The organism is Candidatus Latescibacterota bacterium (assembly GCA_020633725.1).
Classification (GTDB): Bacteria; Krumholzibacteriota; Krumholzibacteriia; order JACNKJ01; family JACNKJ01; genus VGXI01.
The window spans coordinates 396,716-422,631 of the sequence record JACKDC010000003.1 but is presented as its reverse complement, the minus strand read 5'-3'; the positions used below and the strand labels follow the sequence as shown (position 1 = coordinate 422,631).

The window sequence follows — 25,916 nt, the reverse complement described above, 5'->3', positions numbered from 1 at the left end:
GGGCATGCTATACGGCGGCATGGCCATGACGACCTACCTCGACAAGCTCCGCAAGCTGTCCCGGAACCTGTGGTGGACCTGGCATCCCGAGGTCATCGCCATCTACCGGGATCTGAATCCGGCCCGCTGGCGCGGCACGCACCACAGCCCGCTGGCCTTCCTCGAGCACTTCGAGGAGTGGGAGCTGCTGCCGCGCGCCGAAGAGATGGCCATCGACAGCCGCATCAACTACGCCTTCCACCGCCTGGAGGAGTACCTGGCGACCCCGGGGCTGCGGGACCAGGGCGGCCCGGGCTCGCTGCTGGCGCAGCCCGTGGCCTACTTCAGCGCGGAGTTCGGCCTGCACGAGTCGCTGCCGCTCTACTCGGGCGGTCTGGGGATTCTCGCGGGCGATCACATCAAGAGTGCGTCGGACCTGGGGCTGCCCCTGATCGGCGTCGGGCTGTTCTACTTCCACGGCTACTTCCGCCAGCACCTCGACAGCGACGGCTGGCAGCAGGAGTCCTACGGCGAGGCGGACCTCGAGACCCTGCCCATGTCCCTGGCCAAGGGCGCCGACGGCCAGCCGCTCATGATCGCGGTGGAGACCCGCGACAGCATCATCCACGCGCGCGTGTGGAAGGCCGAGGTGGGCCGCTGCACCATGCTGCTGCTGGACAGCAACGTGGACGCGAACGACGCCTTCAACCGCCAGCTCACCAGCACGCTCTACGGCGGCGACCGCAGCACGCGCATCCGCCAGGAGCTGCTGCTGGGCGTGGGCGGGCTGCGCGCGCTGAACGCGCTGGGCATCGATCCGGGGGTGCTGCATCTCAACGAGGGCCACAGCGCCTTCGTCGTGCTCGAGCAGGCGCGGCGCTTCATGGAGCGCGACGGCATGAGCTGGGACGAGGCGCGCGCCGAGGTGAGCCGGATGACCGTCTTCACCACGCACACGCCGGTGGAGGCGGGGCACGACCGCTTCTCGCCGGACCTGGTGGAGGAGGCGCTGGCGCCGCTGGCCGCGCGCATGGGCCGGTCCGTGGAGGACGTCCTCGCCATCGGCCGCGTGGAGGCTGGCAACCCGAACTCGCTCTTCTGCATGACGACCCTGGCCCTGCGCTCGGCCGACCGCGCCAACGGCGTGTCGGCGCTGCACGGACGGGTGAGCCGCCGCATGTGGCACCGCCTCTGGCCGGAGCGGGCCGAGCGCGAGGTGCCGATCGGTCACATCACCAACGGCGTGCACGTGCCCACCTGGGTGGCGCCGTCGATGGCCAAGCTCTACGAGCAGCGCATCGGCAGCGACTGGCAGGACCGGATCCACGAGCCCGAGACCTGGCGGCGCATCTACAAGCTCAATCCCGGCGAGCTGTGGGAGGCGCACCAGCTGCTGAACTCGCGGCTGGTGGGCTTCGCGCGCCGCCGCTCCGTGGCCCAGGTGACGCGCCGCCGCGAGGGCAAGGAGGCCGTCGCCGACGCCTCGCGCGTGCTCTCGACGCGCGCCCTCACCATCGGCTTCGCGCGCCGCTTCGCCACCTACAAGCGCGCCGACCTGCTGCTGGACGACATGGACCGCCTCGCCCGTCTGCTGGGCGACGAGCAGCGCCCCGTGCAGTTCATCTACGCCGGCAAGGCCCACCCGGCCGACGAGCCCGGCAAGGGCAAGCTCCAGCGCCTCTTCCAGCTCTCCCGCGACCCGCGCTTCAAGGGCCGTCTGGTGGTGCTGGAGGACTACGACATCAACGTGGCGCGCCACATGGTGCAGGGCGTGGACCTGTGGCTCAACACGCCGCGGCGCCCGCTCGAGGCGAGCGGCACCAGCGGGCAGAAGGTCGTCATGAACGGCGGGCTGAACTGCTCGATCCTGGATGGCTGGTGGGCCGAGGCCTACGACGGCGCCAACGGCTTCGCCATCGGCGGCAACTACCACCACAGCGATCCCGAGGTGCAGGACGCGCACGACCGCGAGGCGCTGTTCCGCGTGCTGGAGGAGCAGGTGATCCCGCTCTACTTCCAGCGCAATCCCGAGGGCATCCCCCTGGGTTGGGTGGACATGATGAAGAACAGCATCGCCACCCTGGCCTGGCGCTTCAGCGCCAATCGCATGGTGCGGGACTACCTGTACCAGTGCTATCAGCCGGCCGCGGGGACCGCCCAGCGCTCGCGCGTCTGACCGCGAGCGTCATTTCGATCATTCAAGATCCCTTCCACCTGTTCGGAAGGTCCATTCCCTGTGAATTTTCCCGGAAACCCTGGGGGATTCCCATCCACTGTGCTATACTGTCGGCCGTTCGGGCGCCGACAGGTAAGGACCCTTACAGACCTTGGAGCCCGGCGCCGCGGTCTCCCGTGAACTCGCGAGAGAGCCCGGGCTTTTGTTTGGGGATCGACCCACCGCCACAACGGGGCTGCAGCACGATGCGACACCTGCTCGTCATTCTGATCTGCCTGCTCGCGATGCCTGTGCAGGGGGCCATCTATCCGCCCAACACGCCCATGGCCTACGTGCGCGAGTACCCCACGGGCACCCTCCCCGCCGGGGTCTTCGTCCCCGTCCGCGTGCAGCTGGTCAACAACAGCAGCGACACCATCGGCGGGCTCTACTTCTCCGACCAGTACCCGACCTGGATCACCGTCGCGCCCGGCACCGTGACCGTGAACGACGAGCCGGTGGAGTTCGCCTACGAGAACGGCGACGTGCTGATGCCTGGCCGTCGCAGCTTCCGCTGGATCCTCGACGATCCGTCCGGGCCCGGCGGCCGTGGCGTGCTGGCGCCCGGCGATCGCGTGGTGATCAGCTACTCGATCCGCGCGGGCGGCGAGGGCGCCTTCACCACCAATGGCGACGGCTGGTTCGGCCTGCGGAACAGCAGCGACGACACGCCCGTCCACGGCTGGGATGGCCACAGCCCGCTGCTGACCTTCGGGAACAGCACGGACGTCGCCCCGGTCGGCCCCGGCAATCTGCTCGCGGCGCCCTATCCCAACCCCTTCAATCCCAGCACCACCCTCCGCTTCGAGACCACGGCCGAGCAGAGCTTCCTGCGCCTGGCGATCGTGGACACGGCGGGCCGGCAGCTCCGCGTGCTGGCCCAGGGGCGCTTCGAGTCCGGCACGCACAGCGTGGTCTGGGACGGTCGCGACGACGCGGGCAGCCCGCTGCCGTCGGGCGTCTACCTGGCGCGCCTGACCAGCGGGAACGGGCTCGAGGGCAGTCGAAAGCTGATGCTGGTCAAGTAGGCCCGCGGCTCAGTCGTCCCCCAGGAACTCCTCCAGATAGCGATAGTCCGGGGTCAGTGCGCCCTGGTGCGTGACGACGGCCCGCGCCAGCTCCGGCGGCAATCCCAGCTGGGCGAAGGGACGGTCGAAGTCCGTCCGCGCCAGCTGCGCGACGAAGCCCCGCAGCGCGGCGCTGAAGGTGTTCGAGGCGTCGCGGGGCAGCTCGCAGGGCAGGTTGTCCACGGCCATGTCCACGATGCCGCGTCCCTCGACGCCGTCCTTGAAGCCGTCGGAGATGGGATCGTAGACGAAGGTCGCCCGATCGGGCTCGGTGGCCTTGGTGGTGAACTCGATGCTGCCGTCGATGTCGCAGCTGATGTCGCCCACCACGCGCAGGTTGCGGCGGCCGGCGCTCCAGAGGCTGCGGGCGTCGGCGCGGGAGATGAGCCGCGGATAGCGCTCGGTCCAGTAGATGCAGTTCACCAGCGCGCTGAGGTAGGGCAGGTAGTCCGCGAAGCGGCCGCGGTAGTGCTCGGGGTTCGCGTAGTAGTCCTGGAGATCGAAGTCCGCGTCGCGATCGACGGGCAGGACCATGTCCTCCTCGCGGAAGACGACCTTGTAGAGCCGGTCCCGCGGCGGCTGCTTGTTCGAGAAGAGCGCCGCCAGCTCGCCGGGCTCCACCTCGTCGTGGGGGAAGAGGTCGAAGATCTCCTGCGCGCCTCGGCTGACGTTCCCGTAGCCGGCGAAGCCCACCACCATCGGCGCGAGGTCGGGGTCGATGCCCGCGCGAATGGACAGGCCCAGCTCGCGCAGCTCGCGCTTCGCGTGCTCCAGGTCGCTGTAGGCGTAGGCCTGCTTCACGCCCTGGAAGGGCGAGTCGAAGCCCTCCCAGCGCAGCCGGCGGTCGAGCGCGTGGAAGGTCTCGATCATGCCGGCCTGGCCGGCCTCGCGTCCGAAGAAGACGAGCCGCCGCCCCTTGGCGTCGGCGATGCGCTCGTAGTCGATGAGCGTGCAGCGCAGGTCGAGCAGCCGCTGCAGCAGCGGCATGTTGTAGGCCTGGCCCTTGATCACGTGCGCGAAGAAGACGTAGGCCGTCTCCGGCTCGAGCAGGTCGAGCGGGATTTCCTTCACCGCGAAGACCACCTTCGCGGGGCTCAGGTCCTCTTCCACGCGGCAACCCACGCCCGCGAAGTGCTCGTCCTTGTAGGTGCGGATGGGCGAGGGCTGCACGATGAAGTCCAGGCCGTCCTCGCGCGCGAGGCGGCCCAGATCGGCGGGCACCAGGGGCACGCGGCGCTCCCAGCGGTTCTTGTCTTCCCGACGAATGCCGATGATGTGAGGCATGCTGTGTCTCCGGGAGCTGGGCCGGCGCCCCGTGCGGGCCCGAGCGCTGGGCGACGGGGGCGGGTCAAACAGAGTCCAGGGTCCAAGATACACTTGCGCCGACGCAGGTCAAGCGGGCCGCGTGCCGCTGGGGCCGGCGTCCGCCGGACGCCGGCCCCCGAGCCTGGGATCGCCGCGAGTCGCTCTCACCCTCCTGCGTCAGCGATCCCCGGTGTCCGTCGGGGGCGTCAGGAGCCCCCGCTCCAGCAATCCGGCCAGCAGCGTCGCCGCGGGGGCGGCGCTGCCCTGCAGCCCGGCCAGGAGCACCGTCCCCAGCAGGACCGGCTGCAGGTCCGCGGTCTCGAGGGGCGGCAGACGCCCGTCCCCGCGGGCCTCGCCCAGCGTTCGCGCCAGCAGGGCTTCGCCGGGCAGCGCGTCGGGGTCGAGGCCGGGCCCGCCCCGCAGACCCTCGCCGAGCAGCAGCGGCGCCAGGGTCGGCCGCTCCTCGAGCAGGGCGGCCAGGGCCGCCGGCCAGGCCAGCAGGCGCCGCTCCGCCGAGTGCTCGGCCGCCAGGCGCGACTCCAGCGCCTCGGTGGCCCCGCGCAGCTCCTCCGCGAGCACTTCCCGGTAAAGGCCCTCCTTGCCCCGGAAGTGGTAGTTGATCAGGGCCTTGTTGACCCCGGCCTCCCGGGCGATCAGGTCCACGCGCGCGCCGTCGAAGCCCAGCCGGGCGAAGACCCGGCGGCCCGCGTTCAGCAACTGCCGACGGGTGACCGCGCTCATGGATGGCCTGTCCGTTCCGTCTTGACCGATTGTTTTAATTGAACGGTTAGATAATAGCAGCGACGATCAAGCCTGTCAAGGGGGCCGGCGGGGGAATCAGCGGAAGAGCGCCTTGAGGCCGCTCATGCTCTGGCGCGCGACGGGGACGGTGACCGGCAGATCGTAGGCCACCCAGATGTCCTTGTTGCCGTCGGGGAAGGCCGCGTAGACGATCTCCGTCCCCGCGGCGTTCCAGAGCGGCGACTGCTCGATGAAGCGCGTGTCGGTGAGCTGCACGAGCTCCTGGCTCTCGAAGTCCCAGAGCCAGAGGTCCCAGAGGATGACGTCGTCTCCCCCGGCGAAGGCGAGGTAGCGGCCGTCGGGCGACCAGCCCGGGTCGCTGCCCACCTTCATGTCGATGGGGATCTCCTCGGGCGCGCCGCCGGTGGCGGGCACGCGGTAGAGCCGCGTCTTGGTGAAGTCGCCGGGGGCGTGGGCGTCGAAGGCGACCCAGGCGCCGTCGGGGCTCCAGCAGGGGTGGAAGCAGTCCACGGGTCCGGTGCAGAGGCGGACCGCCGCGGACGGGTCCGCCAGGGGCATCACCCAGATCTCCACCTCGCCGCCCCGGTCGCTGGAGAAGGCCACGCGCTCGCCCGTGGGATCGATGGCGCCGAAGTTGTCGTAGCCGTCGTAGGTGGTGAGGTTGACGAGGGCGCCGTCGTCGGTGCTCTTCAGCCACAGGTCCATGTCGTCCACGCCGTGGCCGTTGTCGCGGCGCGAGGTGAAGAGGATCCACCCGCCCACGGGGCTCCAGTTCGCGTAGATGTCCACGCCGGGGTTGTCGGTGAAGTTCGTCAGCGGGCCGCCCCAGGCGCCCACGGTGTAGATCTCCCAGTCGCCGCTCATGGGCGAGGAGAAGCTGATCCACTGGCCGTCGGGCGAGAAGCTGGGCGCGCCGTCGGGATCGGGGCTGGCGGCCACCGGGCGGAAGAGCGTGGCGCCGCCCGGCGCGGGCGCGAGGGCGAGGACGAGGAGCGCGAGCAGAAGGCGGCGCACGGGGCCTCCCGAGTGAAGCGTGGCTATCTCCAGTCTAAGGCCTCGGCGCCGCCTTCGCAAAAGCATCAGCGCAGCAGGACGAGCCGCCGCACGGCCGTGCTGCCCTCGGCGCTCGCGCGCGCCAGGTAGACCCCGCTGGCGGCGGGCTGGCCCGCGTCGTCGCGACCGTCCCAGACCACCGTGTTCTCCCCGGCGACGCAGAGGCCGTCGAGCAGCGCGCGCACGCGGCGGCCGGCGGCGTCGTAGAGGACGATCCGCGCGGGACCGGCCGCATCGAGCGTCAGCGTGAGCGTGCTGTGCGGGTTGAACGGGTTGGGATGGGCGCTGAGCGCGATGGGCGCGGGCGCGGCGCCGTCAGGCACGGCCGTCGGGCCCAGCACGTTGGTGAGATAGAGGTCGCCGCCGCTGCCGAACTCGTTCGCGTGGACGTGCTTCCCGCAGGCCACCACCCAGTTGGGATAGCGGCCGCCGGGGAGGCCGTAGCCGTGCATGTCGAGGTCGTAGATGGAGCCGCTCGTGTTCACGCTGAAGACCGGCGAGGTCTCGCTGGAGCGGAAGATGTTGATCTCGGCGTTGGTGCCGGTCTGATCGCCCCAGCTGCCCATCGCGGCGGCGTAGCCGTCGATGGCGCTGGCCGAGGGCACGTCCTGGTAGCTGCCGCCGGAGACCGGGAAGAGATACTCCCAGCTCGGCACGTTGCCCGCGGCGGCGTCGAACCAGTGGACCTTGTTCTGGTTGTAGCTGGTCGTGTACCAGCCCGCGATCAGGGCGCCGTTGTCCGCCACGGCGCAGGTGCCCAGGTACCAGCTGCTGCTGCCCCCGTTGTAGGACCAGCGGAACTGGTAGGTGCTGCCGTCCCACTCGTAGACGAAGATGAAGGTCCAGCCCGAGGCGATCCAGCGGCCGTTGGGCGAGAGACCCAGCGGGTCGGCGCTGGCGCCCACGTTGCCCGTCCAGATGCTGGTGCCGGTGGCCGTGTCGATGGCGTGCAGCGTCGCGCCCGCCCGCAGCACGATGCGGCTGCCGTCCTCGGTGATGCGCAGGGCGCGGGCATACTGGCCGACCGGCGAATCGAAGGTGGAGATGTGTGCGCCGGTGGCGGCGTCGAAGGCCTTCACGGTGCAGCCGGTGTCGCTGTTGTAGGCCACGGCCACGACGCTCCCGTCCTCGGAGACCCGCAGGCAGGACGAGGGCAGGGAGACGTTCGCCACGTCCTTGCTCCACAGCTCCGTGGGCGGCATGTCCGCGTCGTAGACGTGCAGCCGCTGGCCGTTGATCGCGGGGATCTCCTCGCTGATGGCCAGCGTGAGCGCGCGCAGGTGGGCCTGGTTGGCGCCGCCGGTGAAGGTCCAGTCGGGCACGCCGCCGGAGCTCACATGGAAGTAGTTGGCCGGGCAGCTGGCGCCGTTGCCGCTGCCGCCGATGAGGGTGGTCGGCGCCACCGCGCAGCTCGAGTAGATGTTCCCCGTGATGTTGTGCTGCCAGAGCAGCGCATCCCTTATCGTGACCGAGGCGCCGGTGTCCTCGCCGGGCATGTCGCTGCGGACGATCCGCGTGCCCTGCTCGTCCTGCACGAAGACCTGACGGCTCAGCGTGGCGCCGGCCGTGGCCGACAGCGTCGCGAGCAAGCAGAGGCTGACGATCAAGCGGAAACAGTGCTTCATGACCCACCCCCCTGGTGTTGGATGCAATAAGTCTAGCACAGCTGGCCAGGGCTTGGCTTGCGTTCGCGGGCGTTCCTGAGCCTATACTGCCGCGGCCCACGACCCGGGGCGCAAGGAGGAAGCATGCCATCGACACCGTCCTGGCCTCTCATGGGGGCCGTGCTGCTCGCGGTCGGGCTCGGTCCCGCCCTCGCCGCCGAGGTGGATCCCGTCGTCCAGCGCGCCTTCGACCGCGCCGACGCCGCCGCGGCCGATTTCGCGCCCTATCGCTTTCACCTCGAGACCCACACCCGGCTCTCCAACGGCGACGAGCAGCTCGAGCACGAGGAGCGCGCCTGGGCCGACGCGATCCAGTGGAGCCCCGACTCCACCGAGATCCTGACCGAGGGGAAGGAGCTGGTCTTCAGCAAGGACGAGGACGGGAAGGACGCCGACGAGGAGAAGGACGCCGAGGCCAAGGACGACAAGGAGGACCACCGCCTCGACGTCAGCTACGACTTCTTCGAAGCCGGCCGCCGCGACGAGTACCGCTTCGTCGCCCAGGGCCGCGAGACGCGCGAGGGCCGCGAGTTCGCGGTGCTCGAACTGCGCCCGCGGGTCAAGAAGAAGGGCCTCTGGAAGGGGCGCCTCTGGCTGGACCCGGCCACCGGCGCGCTCTGCCACGCCGAGCTCGAGCCCGCCAAGGGCCGCTTCGGCGTGAAGCGCTGGCGCGTGGACGCCGCGCTCGAGGACTACCGCGGCCTCGACCTGCCGCGCCAGGTGGACATGGACCTGGAGATCAAGGTGCCGCTGCTGGTGCACGAGAAGATCCGCGTGGCGCTCAGCATGAGCGAGATCGGCGCGGCCACCGACTAGCCGCCAACGAAAAGGGGGAGCCGGCCGGCTCCCCCTGACTCGTCTCTCGGGGAAAGACTCTAGCGGGCGCCGACGCTCTCGGGCGCGCGCTCCAGGTCCGGGACGCTCACCACCGCCGGCCGCGGCGGCTTCAGCGCCAGCGCGATGCCCGCGGCCACGAGGCAGAGCACGCCGCTGATGATGAAGGCCGGCAGCCAGCTGCCGCTGTCGCGGAAGGCGCCCGCCATGATCGGGCCGACGATGCCGCCGACGCCGTAGGCGGTGAACATCCAGCCGTAGTTCTGTCCCACGTGCGCCGTGCCGAAGAAGTCGGCGGTGGCGGTGGGGAAGAGCGCGAAGTTGCCGCCGAAGTTGAAGCCGATGATCGTCGCGCCCAGGTAGAGCAGCGCCGTGTTGCCGCCCATCCAGTAGAAGAGCAGCATCATGACGCCCTGCACGGCCGTCATCAGCGTGATCGAGAGCTTGCGGCCGAGCTTGTCGCTCATGGCGCCCCAGGCGATGCGGCCGATGCCGTTGGCCAGGGAGTAGAAGACGGCCATCGCCGTGCCCGCGATCGCGCTGGCGGAGGCGGCGTCGTGGCCGCTGGCCTTGAGCGCGTCGATGCCGAAGAGCTTGATGATGCCGATGGTCATCAGGCCGGCCATGCCGCTGAAGATGAAGATCGTCCACAGCATGTAGAACTGGGGCGTGCGCAGCATCTGGTCGGGCTGCATGGTGAGCTGGCCCGTGACCTTGCTGCCCTGCACCTTGGGCTCAGGCGGCGACCAGCCCGCGGGCTTCCAGCCCGTCGGCGGGTTGACCATGACGAGGCTGCCCAGGCTCACGGCCACCAGGAAGATCACGCCGTAGAGCCCGAAGACGTTCAGCACGCCCATGCTCTCGATCAGGTGGCCCCATGCGCCGGCGAGCTTGATCCAGATCAGCGCGCCGAAGCCGAAGCCGGCCACCGCGAGACCCGTGATGAGTCCCTTCTTGTCGGGGAACCACTTCATGCCCACGGCGATCGGACACACGTACGCGAGACCGATGCCCGCGCCGCCGATCACGCCGATGGAGAGGATCTGCCCCATGAAGCTCGAGCCGATGAACTTGGCCAGGATGTAGCCGAGACCCAGCAGCACGCCACCGCTGAGCGCCACGCGGCGCGGCCCGGCCTTGGCCTGCCAGCGGCCGGCGAGGACCATCACCAGCGCGAAGACCGCAAGCCCGACGGAGAAGACCACCTGCGTCTGCGTGGCGCTGAAGTTGAAGGGCGCGGCCTTCAGGCTCGGCGTGAAGACGCTCCACGCGTAGATGGCGCCCAGGCAGAGCTGGATCACCAACGCCCCCAGCACCACCCACCAGCGATTCATGACCTTGTCCTGCTTCTGCATGCTTGTCCTCCCGAGAGGGGCGGGGACTGGCCGCTCCAGACTGTAGGCGTGGGACCGTGAGGAAACTCACGGGTGCCAATATAGCAGGGATAAGATGGCAATCAAGACCTGTTTATATTGTTTCCGCGCGCCGCGCCGGCCGCCCGTGCGCGCGGGACGGGGGGCCGGGCTGCCCGGGGCTCAGTCGGACGCGCGGGGGCGCAGGATCACGCGGGTCGCGGCGGGGTCGAGGGCCGCGTTCACGAACTCGCGGAAGGCCGGGTAGTCGGCCGGGCCGACCCTCATCGCTTCGGGCGTTTGATGGCTCGCGGGCACGGTCCTGATCTCATCCGCTGTCTCATCGTGAACCGGGATCCGCCGCTCGACGGCGAACTCGAGATCGTAGTGGACGGTCAGGCGGTTGCCCTGGACGTCGCGGGTCGCCGTGAAGCTGGCCCACGGGCAGGTCGCTTCGAGAGGCGGTACGGGGACGGGCGTCAGGTCTTCGGGGAGGTCGAGGATCCAGGTTAGATGCAGCCGCGGGCGCTCGGCCGGGAAGAGCTGACCGCGAAGCCGCGATCGGCTGCGGTCGAAACCGCGCGGGAGGGCGTCCTCCAGCGTGACCGGCGGCAGGGGCAGGTCGATGCGGGCGGCGCCGTCCTCGTCCAGCGCCAGCGAGTCGAGGGCGCCGGCGGCGTCGAACATGGCACCGCCTCCCCAGCCTCCCCCGTGCAGGCGCAGCGCGTCGATCCGCGCGCTCTGACCTTCCAGCCAGTCGCGCAGGTAGGCCTCCAGGGAGTTCGCACTGGCCGTCTTTCCGGCAGGGAAGCCGAGTTGGCCGTCCACGCGGAAGGTGTTCTCGCGGTAGTCGAGGTACTGGGTCAGCCGTCCCCCGAAGCTGCCCAGGGTGACGATGTTGACGCGATCGGTGACCTCTCCCCTGTTGTCGACGAAGTAGGGTTCGTCCACGGCCATGCCGTCGCGCCAGGACCGCAGCTTCGGCGAGACGAGATCAATCCGACCGATGTTCGCGTCGCCCGGGTGATTGAGCGCGATCGTCGGCGCGTCGAGCGCCGGCAGCGCGAAGCGCTGCGTGGGCATGCTCAGCCAGCGCTTCGGGAAGTAGAGGCGCGCGTCGATGTCCCGGCTGCGCAGCGCGGCCAGCATCAGCGCGGCGCGCTCCAGCGGCGTCGCGACCGAGGTCTGCAGCACCCGCGCCACGGAGCGGGGCGCGCGCCGCCACTCCCAGTCGTCGAGGCGAAGCAGCGCCGTGCTCTCGCCCAGCGTCTTCACCCAGGTCTCGATGGCCTCGCGGTCGCTGAGGAAGGGGCGGTCCGCCTCCTGCCGGGCGAGCCAGATGCCCAGGCCGGCCGTGTCAGCCATGGCGCTGTCGAGGCTGGCCATGACGGCGCCGATCGCCTCTCCGACGCCACCGAGTTGCGGCGACAGGTGCAGGTGGGGCAGCTGGTCCCCGAGACGGAAGGGGGCGTCCCCCGGCGCGGCCGGCAGATTCTCGAACTGCCAGGGAGAGGCCGGCGGCAGGGCCAGCAGCCCGTCCCTGGGGTTCACGACCTCGCCGAAGATGCCCTCGCCGGCGATCAGCTCCCAGCGCAACGTGGGGAAGTCCGCCTGCGGGAAGATCAGCTCGCCGGCGGGCAGCGCGGCCGGCGCGGTGTCACGCAGCGTGTAGTCCAGCCACACGACGACGCCGGGCTCCAGCGCCGTGTGCGTGACCGCGAGCTCCTGGATGTCGAGGAAGTCGACGGCCAGGGTCAGGGCGTCCGGCGTGACGCGGTTCAGGGCGTTGGCCGGCGCGTCCACCGCCTCGCCGCCGGGGAGGTAGCTCCGCGCGGCGATCACCTCGAGTTCCTGGCGGCTGGAGTCGTAGCGCAGGCGCGGATCGCTGATCCGCTCCAGCGCCCACTCGGTGCTCACGCGGACGAGGCGCTGGTGGCGCAGCGTCGTCAGGCCGTCCGCGTGGGTGTAGTAGCGGCCCTCGAAGAGGACGAGGCCGTCCTCGCCCGCCGCCGGGGCCGGCGCGCCGGCGATGATGTCGCGCACGGCAGGGTCGTCCAGCGGACCCCAGGGCGCGGCGGCAACCGGCGCGGCCAGGGCGGCGAGCAGGAGCAGGGTGCACAGGCGCGTCGTCATCGTCCTCACCTTTCTAGCGGGTCGCCACGAGGGGTTCGTCGGCGCGCTGCTCGAGGGCGTCGGCGACCTTGCGCAAGCCGGGGAAGTCCGCCGCGGGAATCGTGCGCTGGTTCACCTGGCAGCTGGCGGTCAGCGCGAGGCTGCGGCCGCGGGCGGTCCAGTCGCAGGCGAGCGCGGCCTGGCTCTCGCTCAGCGCGAGGCGCTCCGGGGCCTTCCAGGTCAGGCCGCGGGGCAGTTCGAGCGTCTCGTCGATCTGGACGCGCTGTCCCGCCCACAGGAAGAGCGGATGTTCCCGCGTGTCGCCGGCGGGAATCGCCCCGATCCGCGTCTGGCCGCCGTGGGCCAGCAGCGCCAGCGCGGGCGAGCGCAGCTCCACGGCGTCGCCGCGGTCGGCGGCCCAGCCCGGGATGCGATAGGTCAGGCGCAGGGTCGTGTCGCGCGTGAAGTCGCGGTGGTCGCTGAAGAGGAACTCCGTGAGCTCCACCCGCGGCGAGAGGTGGCCCAGCCAGCGCTCGAGGGTGGGCCGCAGCTCCCGCTGCGCGTGGTTCGCCACCATGCCGCGGAGCGCGCCATCGGCCACGCCCCGGCCCTCGAAGCGCAGGGTGCCGACGAGCGCGCCGTCCTCGGCGAGGCGCGCCTCGCTCTCGACCGTCAGCAGGTTTTCCTCCGGCGCGAAGCTGCGCGTGCTCGCGAGCCCCTCGCCCTCGGGCGTGCCGATGACGTAGTTCTGCTCGCCCTCCCAGCGGCTCCACTCGGCGTTGTTCCAGGGCGCCCAGGTGGGGTCGAGCATCTGGAAGCTGCCGTCCTCGCGGCGCAGCGCGACGACGCAGTGGTTGAACTGGTCCGCGGGGATCTGCTCGACGCGCGCGCCGGCCATGGTCATGGCGCCGTAGGCCTCGAAGCCGGCCGAGCGCAGCATGGTGACCAGCATCCCGGCGATGTCCTTGCAGACGCCGGCGCGGTCGCGGAAGGTCATCGCGCTGGGGTGGATGGTGTAGCCCTCGCCCTTGCCCATGGACAGGCCGAAGTAGCGGATGTTCTGCGCGACCCAGTGCAGGAGCACGGCGATCTGCTCGTCGCGGGGAAGCCCCGCGGTGAGGGCGCGCACCTTGGCGTCGATCTCCGCGTTGCTCGCGAAGACCCACTCGTTCGTCTCCCAGAACCAGCGGCTCTTCTCCTGCCAGCTGGCGGTGGTGGCCATGACCACCTTGGGGGCGACGTCGTCGAGATCGGGCATCCGCGGCTCGTGCTTCACGGCGGGGACGTCCTCGCGCCAGAACTCGTAGCGGTGGCGCAGGTCCGCGCCCTCGCCCTCGAAGAGCAGCCGGCTGGCCACCTCGCCGTTGTAGACGCTGAACTGCAGCGGCTTGTCGGCGGGCAGGCTGACCGCGTAGCGCTTCTCGAGGAGAGGCAGCTCCTCGGCGAAGCGCACCTTGTCGTAGAAGTGGCCGCGCATGGGCGGCACGTAGCGGGAGTCGTCGGCGTCGCCGAGGGCGGTGGCCGTGCTGTCCAGCAGGTGCATGGCATCGGCCGCGGGCACGGGATCCACCGGCGAATCCTCTGGCTGCCCGAGGTAGGCGATCAGGTAGCCCTTGCTGTAGGTGAGGGTCTCCACGCCGTCGCCCACGCCGAGCGGCGGCAGGCCCACGATCTGCATGCGCGCGCCCCAGTTGATGAGCCCGGTGGGCTGGGCGACGTCCCGGGCGGTGGCCGCGGGGACGTCCTCCACGCCTCCGCCGGCGCGATGCACGCGGATGCCCCGCAGCTCCAGCGTGTTGCTGGCGGGATCGTAGTCGAAGCGCAGCGCGCGCAGGGCCAGCGCGCCGTCGGCGGTGAGCACCTTCACGAAGCGGTGACGATGGCGGTGGGACAGGCCGCTGTCCTCCACGATCACGCGCTCGCGGTCGAAGAGGACGAGCTGGTCGGCGCCGGCCGTCAGGCTCTCCGGCACGGGGGCCTCGAGCAGGTCCCGGGCCTGGGCGGGATCGAGCAGAGCGGCGGGTTCCTGGGCCGGCGCCACGGCCGGCAGCAGCAGGACGAGGGCGGCGAACAGGGCGCGCATGGTCACTCCAGCGGAAGGGGACGCGGTCGCGGCCACTCTAGCGCGCGGCGGCCGCGCCGTCCAGACGCCCTTTGACACCCGCGGGAGCGACGGGCAGTATGGGCGCAGCCAGGAGGTTCCATGCGCGCACCGCTTCGACGTTTCGCTTCGCTGACTCCGCTGCTGCTCGCCGGCCTGCTGGGCTGCGGCGGCGGCACGCATCACCTCTACCCCGGGCCGGAGCAGCCGGTGACGCAGCTCGCCAAGCTCGACTGCTACCGCTCGGGGACGACGGTGGAGCTGCTGGCGGTGGACGGCAGGCCCAGCCCGCCGAACTACGTCTTCCTGCAGCCGGGGCTGCACCGGATCAAGCTCGCCGGCCCCCCCAACATCAGCGCGGCGGACAAGCCGCCCGACGAACTGGTCGCGGACCCCGACGCCCGCCGCCCCGTGCTCTCGGTGGACCTCGAGTTCGCGGCGGGCGAGCAGTACTTTCTCGGCGCCACGCTGGGCGAACTGGCCTTCCTCAAGATCCGCTCGGACCAGACCCGCGTCTGGGAGGAGGGCTTCTACAAGACCTGGACCCTGGACTTCTACGGCCAGCCCCAGGGCGCCATCGGGCTGCCGGCCCTGATCCGCAGCTTTCCCCAGACCGCGGAGTGACGGGCCCTGGCGGCCCGCGGTCGATTGGCTACCTTGAGCGAATCCCGTCCGGGGTCGGCCCCGGACACGACTTCGCAGCCGCAGTGAGGAAGTGACGATGAAACAGGTTCTCGTGCTGGGCGCCGGCAAGAGCGCGCCGTATCTGATCGCCAAGCTTCTGGACATGGCCGGCGAGTGCGACTGGTTCGTCACCGTGGGCGATCTGGATCTGGAGATGGCGCGCAGCCGTGTGAACGGGCACAGCCGCGGCGAGGCCGTGCGCTTCGACGTCAACGACGCCCAGCTGCGCGACCGGCAGATCGGCAGCTCGGATCTCGTGGTGAACATGATGGCCCCGCGCTTCCTCGAGCTCATCGCCCACGACTGCGTGCGCCACGGCAAGCACATGATCTCGGTGTCCTACCGCAACCAGGCGCTGCGCGAGCTCGACGCCGACGCGCTGCGCGAGGGCGTGCTGCTGCTCTGCGAGCTGGGACTCGACCCCGGCATCGATCACATGTCCGCGATGAGCCTGATCCACAGGCTCAAGGCCGACGGCGGGCGCGTCACGGGCTTCTGCTCCTACGGCAGCGGCATCCCCGCGCCGGACAACCCGCGGGACTACCCGCTGCGCTACGTCATCACCTGGAATCCCCGCAACGTGGTGATGGCCGGCGAGGGCGGCGCGCAGTACATGGAGGACGGGCAGATCAAGATCGTGCCCTACCACCACGTCTTTCATCACACCTGGCGCGTGGAGGTGCCGGGCGTGGGCGCGCTCGAGGCCTACCCCAACCGCGACAGCCTGTCCTACATGCAGTCCTTCGGGCTCGAGCACGTGCGCACCATGATCCGCGGCACGCTGCGCTGGCCCGGCTGGAGCGAGACCTGGGCGCAGATCGTCAAGCTGGGCCTGCCCAACGAGGGCGCCCGCATTCCGGCCCTCGGCGCGCGCAGCCCGCGCGAAGTGGTGGAGATGTTCCTGCCGCTCAGCGTCTCGGGGCCGCGCATCGAGACCCGCATCGCCCGCTTCCTGGCCATCAGTCCCACGGGCCGCATCATCGAGAACATGCGCTGGCTCGGACTCTTCGACGAGACCCCCAGCGGCTGCAAGGGCGACACCGCCGCGGCCCTGCTGCAGGAGCTCCTGGAACGCAAGCTCCCCCTGGCCCCCGACATGAAGGACATGGTGCTGCTCCTGCACGAACTCGAAGTGGACTACCCGGACCAGGACCGGCCCGCGGAGCGGGTCACGTCCACGCTGGTGGCGAAAGGAGAGCCCGGCGGCTTCACGGCGATGTCCAAGACCGTGGGCCTGCCCGCGGCCCTCGCCGTGCGGCTGGTGCTCTGCGAGGATCTGCACCTGCGGGGCTCGCAGATTCCGACGCACCCGTCCATCTACACGCCCATCCTCGCGGGACTGGCGTCCGAAGGCATCGGCTTCGACGAACGGGTGATGCCCCTGGCCTAGCGGTTCTCCACCGCGGCCGGCAGCCAGCGCTCGAGGCAGGCGCGCAGCGCGCGGGGGTCGAGGGGCTTGCTCAGGTAGTCGTCCATGCCCGCCGCCAGGCAGCGCTCGCGGTAGCCCTCCATGGCGTGGGCGGTGAGGGCGACGACCGGCAGGTGCGCGCCGCCGGCGGGCTCGCGCCTGCGCAGCTCCTGCGTGGCGGAGAGTCCGTCCATCCCCGGCATCTGGACGTCCATCAGCACCACGTCCACCGCCTCCGACGCGATGCGATCCAGGGCCTCCTGGCCGTCGCCGGCGCTGATCACCGTGAGCCCCCAGCCCTCCAGCAGGCGCGTGGCCAGCCGCCGGTTGATGGCGTTGTCCTCGGCCAGCAGGACGCGCCCTTCCAGCGGCGACGTGCTCGCGGACGCCGTCCGCGGACGCTCCTCGGCAGCGCGCTCGAGGAGGCGCACGCGCGCCTTGAAGCCGAAGCAGGAGCCGCCCGCGCCGCTGCGCAGCAGCACGACGTCGCCGCCCTGCAGCCGCGCCAGCTGCCGCGCGATCACGAGGCCCAGCCCCGTGCCGCCGGTGCGCCGGCGCATGGAGCCGTCGCCCTGCTCGAAGGCCATGAAGATGCGCTCCTGCTCGGCCTCGGGGATGCCCCCGCCCGTGTCCTCCACCTCGAAGGCGAGGGTGCACTGGGAGCCGTCGCAGTCGGCCAGGCGCGCGCGGAAGACGATGTGCCCGGCCTCCGTGAACTTGATCGCGTTGCCCAGCAGGTTCCAGAGCACCTGCTTGATGCGCACGGGGTCGATCTCCACCGTCTTCGGCAGGTTGGCGTCGAAGTCGGTGCGGAGCTCGAGGCCGCGCTCGTTGGCCGGCGCCCAGACCGTGCGGAGCAGCTCGTCCAGCAGGTGCTTGAGATCCACCGGCTCGGGGTGGAACTCGAGCTTGCGCGCCTCGAGCTTGGAGAGGTCGAGGATGTCGTTGATCACCCGCAGGAGCGAGAGGGCGCTGCTCTTGACGTCCTTCAGGTATTCGCGCTGCAGAGGCTTGAGGTCGGTCTCGAGCACGAGCTCGGTGAGGCCGATGACGCCGTTCATCGGCGTGCGGATCTCGTGGCTCATGTTGGCCAGGAACTCGTCCTTGGCCTCGTTGGCCGCCTCGAGCCGGCGCTGGGCGAGCTCCAGCTCCTCGGCCCGCTGCTGCAGCAAGAGCTTGCTCTCCTGGTCGCGCCGGTACTGGCGGTTCAGGTAGAGGCCCAGCACGAAGCTGAAGCCGAGCAGCATGAGGTCGAGGATGATGAGCGTGCCCGCGCTGCGGGAGGCGTCGAGGCCCATGGGGACGAGCATGGGCAGCAGGAGGCAGCTGAGGAAGCCCGCCAGGCGCCGCGGGCTCGGCGCCAGCGAGGCCGACGCGCCCGTCGCCAGGCCCGTGGTGGGGAGCATGATCAGCATGAAGTCCTCGCTCACACCGTAGAGCCCGTAGGTGAAGGCCACGATGAGACCCCAGAGCAGGGGGCCGGCGAGGGAGTTGGCCGTGCTCCAGAGTGCGGTCGCCTGGGGGGAGCGGGCGTAGCAGGCGTCGAAGCGGCGGTGCAGGAGCCAGCGCTGGAAGGCGAAGAAGGCGAACGCGGCGATGCAGAGATAGCCGAGCAGGGGGCGCTCGTCCCCCAGGCGGGTGAGGAAGGCCAGCGCCACCGACAGGGGGAGGTAGACGAACCCCGCATAGCGCGCACGAACCGCGATGTCCAACTCGCGGCGGCGCCGTAACTCCAGCTTGTCGAGTGCAGTGGGCACGCCGAAACCCCCGTCAGCCTGTCAGGGCTACCCAAGGGGTTGTCGGCCACTCTCGCGTGACACTAAAGTGGAGAAAGGGCCGGAGGCGCTGATGCCCCCGGCCCCGTGTCGAAAAGCCGCTCGCGTCCGGCTCAGACCAGTTTCAGCTCGCGTGCCGTGGCGGCGAATTGCTTCACGTAGTCGTCCAGGACGTCCAATCCTCCCCGCCAGAAGCCCGGGTCGGTCCAGTCGACGCCCAGCGCGCCCAGCAGCTCGGCCGGCGCCTGGCTGCCGCCGGCGGCCAGCATGGCTTCGTAGCCCTTCAGGAAGGACTCGCCCTCCTGCTGGTAGCGCCGGTAGAGGGCCAGGACCACCAGGTAGCTCGCGCAGTAGGCGTAGACGTAACCGGGCACGTTGACGAAGTGCGTCACGTACATCCAGAAGTTCTCCGCGCGCGGAGCGGGCTTCATGGTGTTGCCGAAGTAGTCCTTCTCGGCGTCGCGGTAGAGCTCGGCGATCTTCTCGGTGCTCATCTCGCCGTGGTCGCGCCGGTAGTTGTGGACGGCGCTCTCGAAGCGGTTGAACTGCATCTGCCGGAAGGTGGTGGCGAAGCCGTCCTCGATGATCTCCTGCAGGATGTGCAGCCGCTGCGTCGGGTTCTTGGTCTTGGCCAGCAGCTTGCCGTAGAGGAGCGTCTCCATGAAGACGGAGGCGACCTCGGCCATCACCAGGCTCTCCACCGAGCCCATGGGGCCGTGCTTGCGGCTCAGCTCCATGTGCACGGCGTGGCCGAACTCGTGGGCGAGTGTGGCGACGTCGCGCGCCTTGCCCGTCCAGTTCAGCATGACGTAGGGCAGGCCCTGCATGTTGGGCATGCAGAAGGCGCCGCCGCGCTTGCCCTGGTAGGGGGGCACGTCCACGTGGTGCTGGTCGAACATGTCCGCGGCGATCTTGCCGAAGCTGGGACGGGTCTCGGCGAAGAGCTCGGCGACCATCCGCATGGCCTCGCCGTAGTCCTGCTTGCGCTGGCTGGCGCCGGGCAGGGGCGCCCAGACGTCGTAGGACATCATCGTCTTCAGGCCCATGGCCTTCTTCTTCAGCTTCAGGTAGCGGCGCAGGATGTCGCTGCGGTCCAGGCAGGCCGTGACCAGGGCGTCCACCACCGCATCCGGGATCTCGTTGGCCAGGTTGCGGCGCTGGACCCAGTGCTCGTAGTTGCGGACCTCGTCGCCCACCTTGCTGCCGGCCAGCACCATGTTGAAGGCGAAGGTCAGCGGTTTCTTGGCGCCGAGCAGGCCCTCGGCGCGGGCCTCGCTGGCCAGGCGGCGCACCTCGCGGTCGGGATCGCGGAACTTGGCCGTGAGCTCGCTCTCGGTGATCTTCTTGCCCTTGAAGGTGTACTGGACGTCCGCCAGCACGCTGCCGTAGTAGCGCACCCAGGCGCTCGCGCCCACCTGGCCCAGCTTGGTGGCGAGCACCTCTTCGGCCTCGGTGAGCGTGTGCTTCTTGTAGGCGCGCGAGTGCTCGAGGAAGTGGCGATAGCGGTCGAGCTTCTTGTCCTTGATGAGCGCGCGGGCCTTGGTCTCGCCCACGGCCACCCACTCCACGCGGAAGAACTCGAGCTGCGCGGCGGCCTTCGTGTAGCGCTCCTGCACCGACTGCATGAAGCCGCCCCAGGCCGGGTCGTTGCTCTTGGTGGAGAACTCGAGCTGCGCGTAGATGAAGAGCCGGTACGCGATGTTCTCGATCTTCTCCAGCTCGCCCAGCGCCTTGGCCAGGGACGGCACCGCCAGCTTGGCCACCTTACCGTGGTAGCTCTTGGCGAAGGCGGCGCAGCCGCGCTCCAGCGCCTTGAAGTCGCGCTCGAGCTTGGGGTCCTCGCGGCTGGCGTAGAGCGCGGAGAGGTCCCAGAGGATCTTCTTCGGGTCGGTCTTGGGCTTGGCGCTGGACTTGCGCGGCGGGCTGGCGACGGCCATGGGCGGGTCCTTTCCCTTCTGGGTTGGTTGGGGACAACCCCCGTAGTTTACTCGGATTCCGCCGCGAGACAAGCCCTCGCGGCCCCTCTCGGCGGGCCGGGGGCCATCTTGACAGGCCCCTCGGGCAGCACTATCCTGCCCCGCGACATTCCTCGGTAGCTCAATTGGCAGAGCATGCGGCTGTTAACCGCAGGGTTGTAGGTTCAAGTCCTACCCGGGGAGCCGAGTTCTTGCAAGAAGCCGCGCTGTATCGAGTTGCGATGCAGCGCGGCTTTTTGTGCGCACCGTGCGTGTCCAGTGGCCTGGTCGTGGGCTAGAATCCCCGCATGATGGACGTCCGCCGGGGCAGGGGTGCCGGCAGCCCCCGCGCGGCGTGCACACGGAAGGAAGGTGGCCATGGCTCCCAACGCCAAGAACACGACCGCAACGGTGATTCCGACCCTGAGATACCAGGACGCCGCGGCGGCCATCGAGTGGCTCTGCGAGGCGTTCGGATTCGAGAAGCACCTGGTGGTGCCGGCGGAAAACGGCGCGATCGCTCACGCGCAGCTCACGTTCGGCAACGGGATGGTCATGCTCGGCTCCGCGCGTGAAAGCGAGTTCGACGATCTCCAGAAGCCCCCCGGCGCCCTGGGCCGTGCCGTATCCCAGAGCCCGTACATCGTCGTGGACGACCCCGACCTGCACTACGCGCGAGCGGTCGCCGCGGGCGCGGAGATCGTGGTGGACATCAAGGACGAGGACTACGGGGGCCGCGACTACTCCTGCCGTGATCCGGAGGGGCACCTGTGGAACTTCGGATCCTACGATCCGTGGGCCGTCGCGCCGGGCGCGGGTAGCGACTGAGCCGCGCAAAGGGAGGAGCCGGATGTTCCTGTTGCGAGGCCGGCGGCGCCGCCGCCTGCTCGAGACGCCTCTCACGGCGGCGCAGCGCCGGACCCTGCTCGCCGCCGTCCCGCTCTGCGCATCGCTGCCGGTGGACCTGCGCGCGCGGCACGAAGGCGTCGTCCAGGTGCTGCTGGCGGAGAAGCACTACGAGGCCGCCGGCGACCTGGTCCTCGACGAGACCATGCCCCTGGCGATCGCCGGCCAGGCGGCCCTCCTCCAGCTGCGCAGTGGCGCGGAGTACTACCCGGGCCTGGAGACGATCCTGATCTACCCCGAGGCCTTCCACGTGGAGCTGTCCGAGCCGGACGAGCACGGCTTCGTGCACGAGGGCTCCGACGAGCGCGCCGGCGAGTCCTGGCAGCGGGGCGTGGTGGTCGTCAGCTGGCAGGACGCCGCCCAGGAGGCCGCGCGCCGGGACGGCTACAACGTCGTGCTGCACGAGTTCGCCCATCAGCTCGACGACCTGACCGGCGAGGCCGACGGCACGCCGCACCTGCCCACGGCTGAACTCGGCGAACGCTGGCGGGACGCCTTCCAGACCGCCTTCGAGCGACACCAACGCAGCCTGCGCCGCCGGCGCGAACTGCTCTTCGACGAAGACGCCGGCGAGAGCCCCAGCGAGTTCTTCGCCACCGCGGTCGAGCTGTTCTTCGAGCTGCCGCGGGACCTGAAGAAGGGCTTCCCGGCCGTCCACGCCGTGCTGGCCGAGTACTTCGAGCTGGATCCCGCGGCCTGGACCTGACCGACCGGCCGCCGCGCCGTTCGGATCGAGCAGCACCGCCCACAGGTTGTTTCCGCCGTCCTCCTTGCCATGCGCCCGCCCTCTACCTTGCAGATCGAGCGCGCGGTCAACAGTGACCGCGAGGTCGGCGCTGTGGACACCGCCCACGCGCTGGACGAAGACGTCGCTCATCGCGCACCGCCGCCAGGGGCCGTCATCGCCGGTTCTCCTCTCGCGAGCGAAGGGAACTCGCCACGCGGCCCTTGCCCCACGGCACCCACTCCATGCTAGAGTCCGCGTTGCCGCCCCACCCCTACCTGAAGGACGCCGCCGCGCCATGGGGATCGCCACCGACATCATCCTGCTGGTCGTCGTGGCCTTCGCCTGCGGCTTGCTCCTGCAGCGCCTGGGACAGCCCCTGATCATCGGCTACATCGCCGCGGGCGTGATCCTGGGTCCTCACACCGGCGGTGTGACCGTCTCCGATGTCCACACCATCGAGAGGCTGGCCGAGATCGGTGTCGCCCTCTTGCTCTTCGCGCTGGGGCTGGAATTCTCGCTCAAGGACCTCAAGCCAGTCCGACGGATCGCGCTGATCGGCACGCCGATCCAGATGCTGCTCACGATCGGGCTGGGGCTTGTCGTGGGGCGCCTCACGGGTTGGCCCTGGAAGGACGCGCTGTGGCTGGGCGCCTGCATCTCCCTCTCCAGCACCATGGTCCTGCTCAAGACCTTGATGAACCAGGGCTGGCTGGGCACGCTGTCGAGCAAGGTAATGATCGGCATGCTCATCGTGCAGGATCTGGCGATCGTCCCGCTCATGGTCATCCTGCCGAGCCTGGACGAGCCGAGCGTCGGGCTGAGAGTGCTGGGTCTGGCTGCTCTGAAGGCGGCGGTCTTCATCGCCGGCATGCTGCTCCTTGGTGCGAAGCTTCTGCCGCGGCTGATGGCCTACATCGCGCGACTGGGCTCCAAGGAGCTGTTCCTCCTGGCCAACGCGGCCATCGGGCTGGGAGTGGGCTACGCGACCTACATGGCGGGGCTCTCCTTCGCCTTCGGCGCCTTCGCCGCCGGCATGGTGCTCAGCGAGTCGGAGTTCGGCCACCAGGCGCTGAGCGACGTGGTCCCGCTCCGAGACCTCTTCAGCCTTCTTTTCTTTGCGGCCGTTGGCATGCTGCTGGATCCGGTCTTTGTGCTGGCGCACCTCGGCGAGGTCGTCTTGCTCGTGCTGGTGGTCAGCCTGGGCAAGGGCGTCATCTTCGCGGGGATCGCGCGGCTCTTCGGCTACGGGAACGTCATCCCGCTGGCCGTGGGCCTGGGTCTCTTCCAGGTGGGGGAGTTCGCCTTCGTGCTGGCGACCGTCGGCGTGACGGTCGGCGCGATGAGCCAGGAGGCCTACTCGCTGATCCTGACGACGGCCATCGTGACCATGATCCTAACGCCCCTGGTTTCCAGCCAGACGGCGCGCCTCTACGCCCTGAGACGGCGATTGTTCAGGCACGAGCCACTGGAGTCGGTGAACATCCCCGCCGAGGGCCTGTCCGAGCACGCGGTGATCGTGGGCGGGGGAAGGGTCGGGTCGAGCATCGCGTCCGCGCTGCGCCGCCTTGACCTGTCGCTGGTGGTGATCGAGGCTGACCACCGGCGCTTCGAGACGGTGCGGAGCGAGGGCATTCCGGTGGTCTACGGAGATGCCGCTCGGGACACGGTGCTGGAGGCGGCCCGCATCGGCAGCGCCCGACTGCTCGTCCTCACGACGCCGGACATGGTGGCAGCGAGAGCGATCATCCATCAGGCCAGACGGGTTAATGCCGAGCTGCAGGTGGTGGCGAGGGCGTCCGACCCTGCCTTCCTGCCGGTTCTCAAGGAGATGGGGGCCGCCAGTGCCGTGCTTCCGGAATTTGAGGCAAGCCTGGAGATGACACGGCAGTGTCTGCTGCAGTTTTCGATTCCTGTGACCGAAGTCCAGCGCAGCACGGAAGCCCTGAGGCAGGCCATGTTCGCCGCCTTCGACGCGCCGAGCGGGAGCTATCGATCCCTGGCTCAGCTGCGCGGTGCCGCGCACCAGTTCGATCTCGAGTGGGTACCCCTCGGGGCGGAAAGTCCACTCGCCGGCCACTCGATCGCCGAACTCGGGATTCGCAGCCGCACGGGTGCAACCGTCGTCGGGGTCATCCGCGAAGACGGATTGCTCACCAACCCGGATGCGGGATTGCAGCTTCGAGGGGAGGACCTGGTGGCGATCATCGGCGAGCAGGCGGCTCTCGCCGCGTTCCATGCCATGGCATCGGTGCATGAACGTCCTGCCGCCGAGGTGTAGGAGCCTGCGTAGCCACCCCGTCGGCGTGGCGCGGTGTTCCCGACAGACTGCCGGTCGCCCAGCTGAACCGACGATGACAGTGCTTGCAGACGAAGCCCTCGGACCTTCGCGGAGATCCACCATGACAGGAAGCGACGAGTGCGAGGGCATGGGCTGCGTGGCCGACGAGCTCTCTCAACGGCCGGCGCCTGCGTTCGCAGGCAATGCTATGCAAGGAATGACCCCTGTGACGTCCTTCGCGCATCGAAGCTCCGGGCGCAGCGGCGGTCACTCGTGCGAGGCTGCCCCCGCGCCGCCGCGTCGAAGCTGCCACCAGCGCTTGGCGTCCTCAGCGGTCCACGGGCGCACCGTGCACTGCGATAGCCGGTCGGCCAGTTCCTCGGCGCTGCCGGGCCGTTCGGTGGGGTTCTTCCGCAGGCAGGCCATGATCACGGCCTCCAGATCCGCGGGGACGTCAAGTTCGCTGCGCTGCGAGGGAGGGACGGGATCCTCGTGCAGATGCTTGGCGGCGAGCGCCACGAAGCTCTCGGCTTCGAAGACGAGCTGGCCGGTCAGCAGCCAGTAGGCGACACAGCCGAGCGCGTAGATATCGGCTCGACCATCCAGCGTCGAGCCACTCAGCATCTCCGGCGCCATGAACGCCGGTGTGCCGATCAAGCGGTTGTGCTGTGTCACGGCGGGCTCATCGGCGAGCTTCAGCTGCTTCACCAGACCGAAGTCGAGCACCTTGACGAAGTCGAAATCCTTGCCGTAGCGGCAGACGAGCAGGTTCGCCGGCTTGATGTCCCGGTGAACCAGTCCCTCGGCGTGCGCTTCCCCAAGCGAGTGACAGGCCTGGCGGATGATGTGGACCCCCCGCGACGCGGGCAGGGGTCCGTGCGCGCGAACGAGTTCGTGCAGGTCCACCCCGTCGAGCAATTCCATGACGTAGTAGAAGGAGCCGTCGTCGGCGCGCCCGAAGTCATAGACCTCCACCGTGTGCGGGGAGCGCAGCAGGGCCGTCGCCTGGGCCTCCTGCTCGAATCGCGTCAGCATCGCGGGGGCGTCATCGCCGAGCTGCTTGGGCGCGATGAGCTTGATGGCGGCGGGCCGCGCCAGCATGCGATGGCTCGCTCGCCAGACTTCACCCATGCCGCCGGCGCCGATCCGCGACTCGAGCTGGTAGGCCCCCAGCCGCCTGGCCCTGGAGACGTCCAGACTGATCGCGTAGATCATGCGCGCGCCGAAGTACGCGAGAACCACGGCGAAGGCCGGGCTGATGGACACGCCGACGAGCTCATCGATTGAGAGCGCGTGCTTCCCCATGCGATCGAGGACGATCAGCGAGGCCGGGGAGCTGATGGCCCCGAGGATCGACGCCGCCAGCAGGCGCCGCGGCGGCAACGGAACCACCATCGGGAAGACGACGATGATCATCGACGTCCACGTGATCTCGGGAGGACGGCCGAAGGAGGCGACGGTGGCGTGCTGCGCCGAGAACGACACGACCCAGCACAGGAACACCTCGTAGATCAGCCCCACGTTCAAGGCCGGCATGTCGGCGATCCGTCTGGAGCGCGCGATCAGAATGACCGCCAGCGCCAGTCCCACCGCAAGCAGGTGCTGAGGCTGAACGACCGCGTCCACGTGCTCGCGGAAGACCGTGGCGTTCACGAGGATCGCCAGCAGCGACAGCGTGCCGAGCACGGCGGCGAGTCCCGCGACGCGAGAGCGAGCCTTGGCCAGCAGGTCGGGGGGCA

At 69.8% G+C, this 25,916-nt stretch carries 17 protein-coding genes, 1 tRNA gene and 1 pseudogene; 9 read left to right on the top strand and 10 right to left on the bottom strand.

Annotation, left to right across the window (positions count from 1 at the left end):
* Nucleotides 1–19: 19 nt before the first annotated feature.
* Nucleotides 20–2,155: an alpha-glucan family phosphorylase gene (gene glgP / locus H6693_09060; GenBank protein MCB9516332.1), complete on the top strand. Its 2,136-nt coding sequence runs from the start codon at nt 20–22 to the stop codon at nt 2,153–2,155.
* A gap of 245 nt (nt 2,156–2,400) precedes the next feature.
* Nucleotides 2,401–3,222, top strand: a complete 822-nt coding sequence (locus tag H6693_09055) for a T9SS type A sorting domain-containing protein (GenBank protein MCB9516331.1) — start codon at nt 2,401–2,403, stop codon at nt 3,220–3,222.
* A gap of 9 nt (nt 3,223–3,231) precedes the next feature.
* Here H6693_09055 and H6693_09050 read toward each other — a convergent pair whose 3' ends face one another.
* The 4 genes and pseudogenes from H6693_09050 to H6693_09035 form a co-directional block, all read right to left on the bottom strand.
* Nucleotides 3,232–4,545 (bottom strand): hypothetical protein, encoded by a 1,314-nt coding sequence (locus H6693_09050; GenBank protein MCB9516330.1) that lies wholly within the window; start codon nt 4,543–4,545, stop codon nt 3,232–3,234.
* A 579-nt stretch (nt 4,546–5,124) separates the two neighbouring features.
* Nucleotides 5,125–5,307: pseudogene (locus H6693_09045) on the bottom strand (helix-turn-helix transcriptional regulator).
* 96 nt (nt 5,308–5,403) lie between these two features.
* Entirely contained in the window at nt 5,404–6,342 is a 939-nt protein-coding gene (locus H6693_09040) for a PD40 domain-containing protein (protein ID MCB9516329.1), read from the bottom strand.
* Between the two features lie 65 nt (nt 6,343–6,407).
* Nucleotides 6,408–8,006, bottom strand: coding sequence for a PQQ-binding-like beta-propeller repeat protein (locus tag H6693_09035; GenBank protein ID MCB9516328.1), 1,599 nt, complete (start codon nt 8,004–8,006; stop codon nt 6,408–6,410).
* Nucleotides 8,007–8,129: 123 nt separating this feature from the next.
* Here H6693_09035 and H6693_09030 point away from each other — a divergent pair, with 123 nt between their 5' ends.
* On the top strand, nt 8,130–8,861 hold the full coding sequence (locus H6693_09030; protein ID MCB9516327.1) for a hypothetical protein: 732 nt from the start codon (nt 8,130–8,132) through the stop codon (nt 8,859–8,861).
* 59 nt (nt 8,862–8,920) lie between these two features.
* Here H6693_09030 and H6693_09025 read toward each other — a convergent pair whose 3' ends face one another.
* The 3 genes from H6693_09025 to H6693_09015 form a co-directional block, all read right to left on the bottom strand.
* Nucleotides 8,921–10,234, bottom strand: coding sequence for an OFA family MFS transporter (locus tag H6693_09025; GenBank protein ID MCB9516326.1), 1,314 nt, complete (start codon nt 10,232–10,234; stop codon nt 8,921–8,923).
* 180 nt (nt 10,235–10,414) lie between these two features.
* Nucleotides 10,415–12,364: a DUF3857 domain-containing protein gene (locus H6693_09020; GenBank protein MCB9516325.1), complete on the bottom strand. Its 1,950-nt coding sequence runs from the start codon at nt 12,362–12,364 to the stop codon at nt 10,415–10,417.
* 13 nt (nt 12,365–12,377) lie between these two features.
* On the bottom strand, nt 12,378–14,426 hold the full coding sequence (locus H6693_09015) for a DUF3857 domain-containing transglutaminase family protein (GenBank protein ID MCB9516324.1): 2,049 nt from the start codon (nt 14,424–14,426) through the stop codon (nt 12,378–12,380).
* Nucleotides 14,427–14,546: 120 nt separating this feature from the next.
* On the opposite strand from H6693_09015, the gene H6693_09010 reads away from it, so the two are divergent.
* Nucleotides 14,547–15,068, top strand: a complete 522-nt coding sequence (locus tag H6693_09010) for a hypothetical protein (GenBank protein ID MCB9516323.1) — start codon at nt 14,547–14,549, stop codon at nt 15,066–15,068.
* Between the two features lie 97 nt (nt 15,069–15,165).
* Nucleotides 15,166–16,518: a saccharopine dehydrogenase NADP-binding domain-containing protein gene (locus H6693_09005; protein ID MCB9516322.1), complete on the top strand. Its 1,353-nt coding sequence runs from the start codon at nt 15,166–15,168 to the stop codon at nt 16,516–16,518.
* Here H6693_09005 and H6693_09000 read toward each other — a convergent pair.
* Nucleotides 16,515–18,293, bottom strand: a complete 1,779-nt coding sequence (locus H6693_09000) for a response regulator (protein MCB9516321.1) — start codon at nt 18,291–18,293, stop codon at nt 16,515–16,517. The two genes, H6693_09005 and H6693_09000, sit on opposite strands and share 4 nt — an antisense overlap.
* A gap of 131 nt (nt 18,294–18,424) precedes the next feature.
* Nucleotides 18,425–20,248 carry a M3 family oligoendopeptidase gene (locus tag H6693_08995; GenBank protein ID MCB9516320.1) on the bottom strand — a complete coding sequence of 608 codons (1,824 nt, stop codon included), beginning with the start codon at nt 20,246–20,248 and terminating at the stop codon, nt 18,425–18,427.
* 149 nt (nt 20,249–20,397) lie between these two features.
* On the opposite strand from H6693_08995, the gene H6693_08990 reads away from it, so the two are divergent.
* From H6693_08990 to H6693_08975, 4 genes are all read left to right on the top strand, one after another.
* Nucleotides 20,398–20,470, top strand: a tRNA-Asn gene (locus H6693_08990).
* A 174-nt stretch (nt 20,471–20,644) separates the two neighbouring features.
* Entirely contained in the window at nt 20,645–21,094 is a 450-nt protein-coding gene (locus tag H6693_08985) for a VOC family protein (protein MCB9516319.1), read from the top strand.
* Between the two features lie 22 nt (nt 21,095–21,116).
* Nucleotides 21,117–21,878 carry a zinc-dependent peptidase gene (locus tag H6693_08980; GenBank protein MCB9516318.1) on the top strand — a complete coding sequence of 254 codons (762 nt, stop codon included), beginning with the start codon at nt 21,117–21,119 and terminating at the stop codon, nt 21,876–21,878.
* A gap of 316 nt (nt 21,879–22,194) precedes the next feature.
* The gene (locus tag H6693_08975; GenBank protein MCB9516317.1) at nt 22,195–24,177 is read left to right on the top strand and encodes a cation:proton antiporter; all 1,983 of its coding nucleotides are present in this window, start codon (nt 22,195–22,197) and stop codon (nt 24,175–24,177) included.
* A gap of 267 nt (nt 24,178–24,444) precedes the next feature.
* On the opposite strand, the gene H6693_08970 is transcribed toward H6693_08975, so the two are convergent.
* Nucleotides 24,445–25,863: a serine/threonine protein kinase gene (locus tag H6693_08970; protein ID MCB9516316.1), complete on the bottom strand. Its 1,419-nt coding sequence runs from the start codon at nt 25,861–25,863 to the stop codon at nt 24,445–24,447.
* Nucleotides 25,864–25,916: the final 53 nt, after the last annotated feature.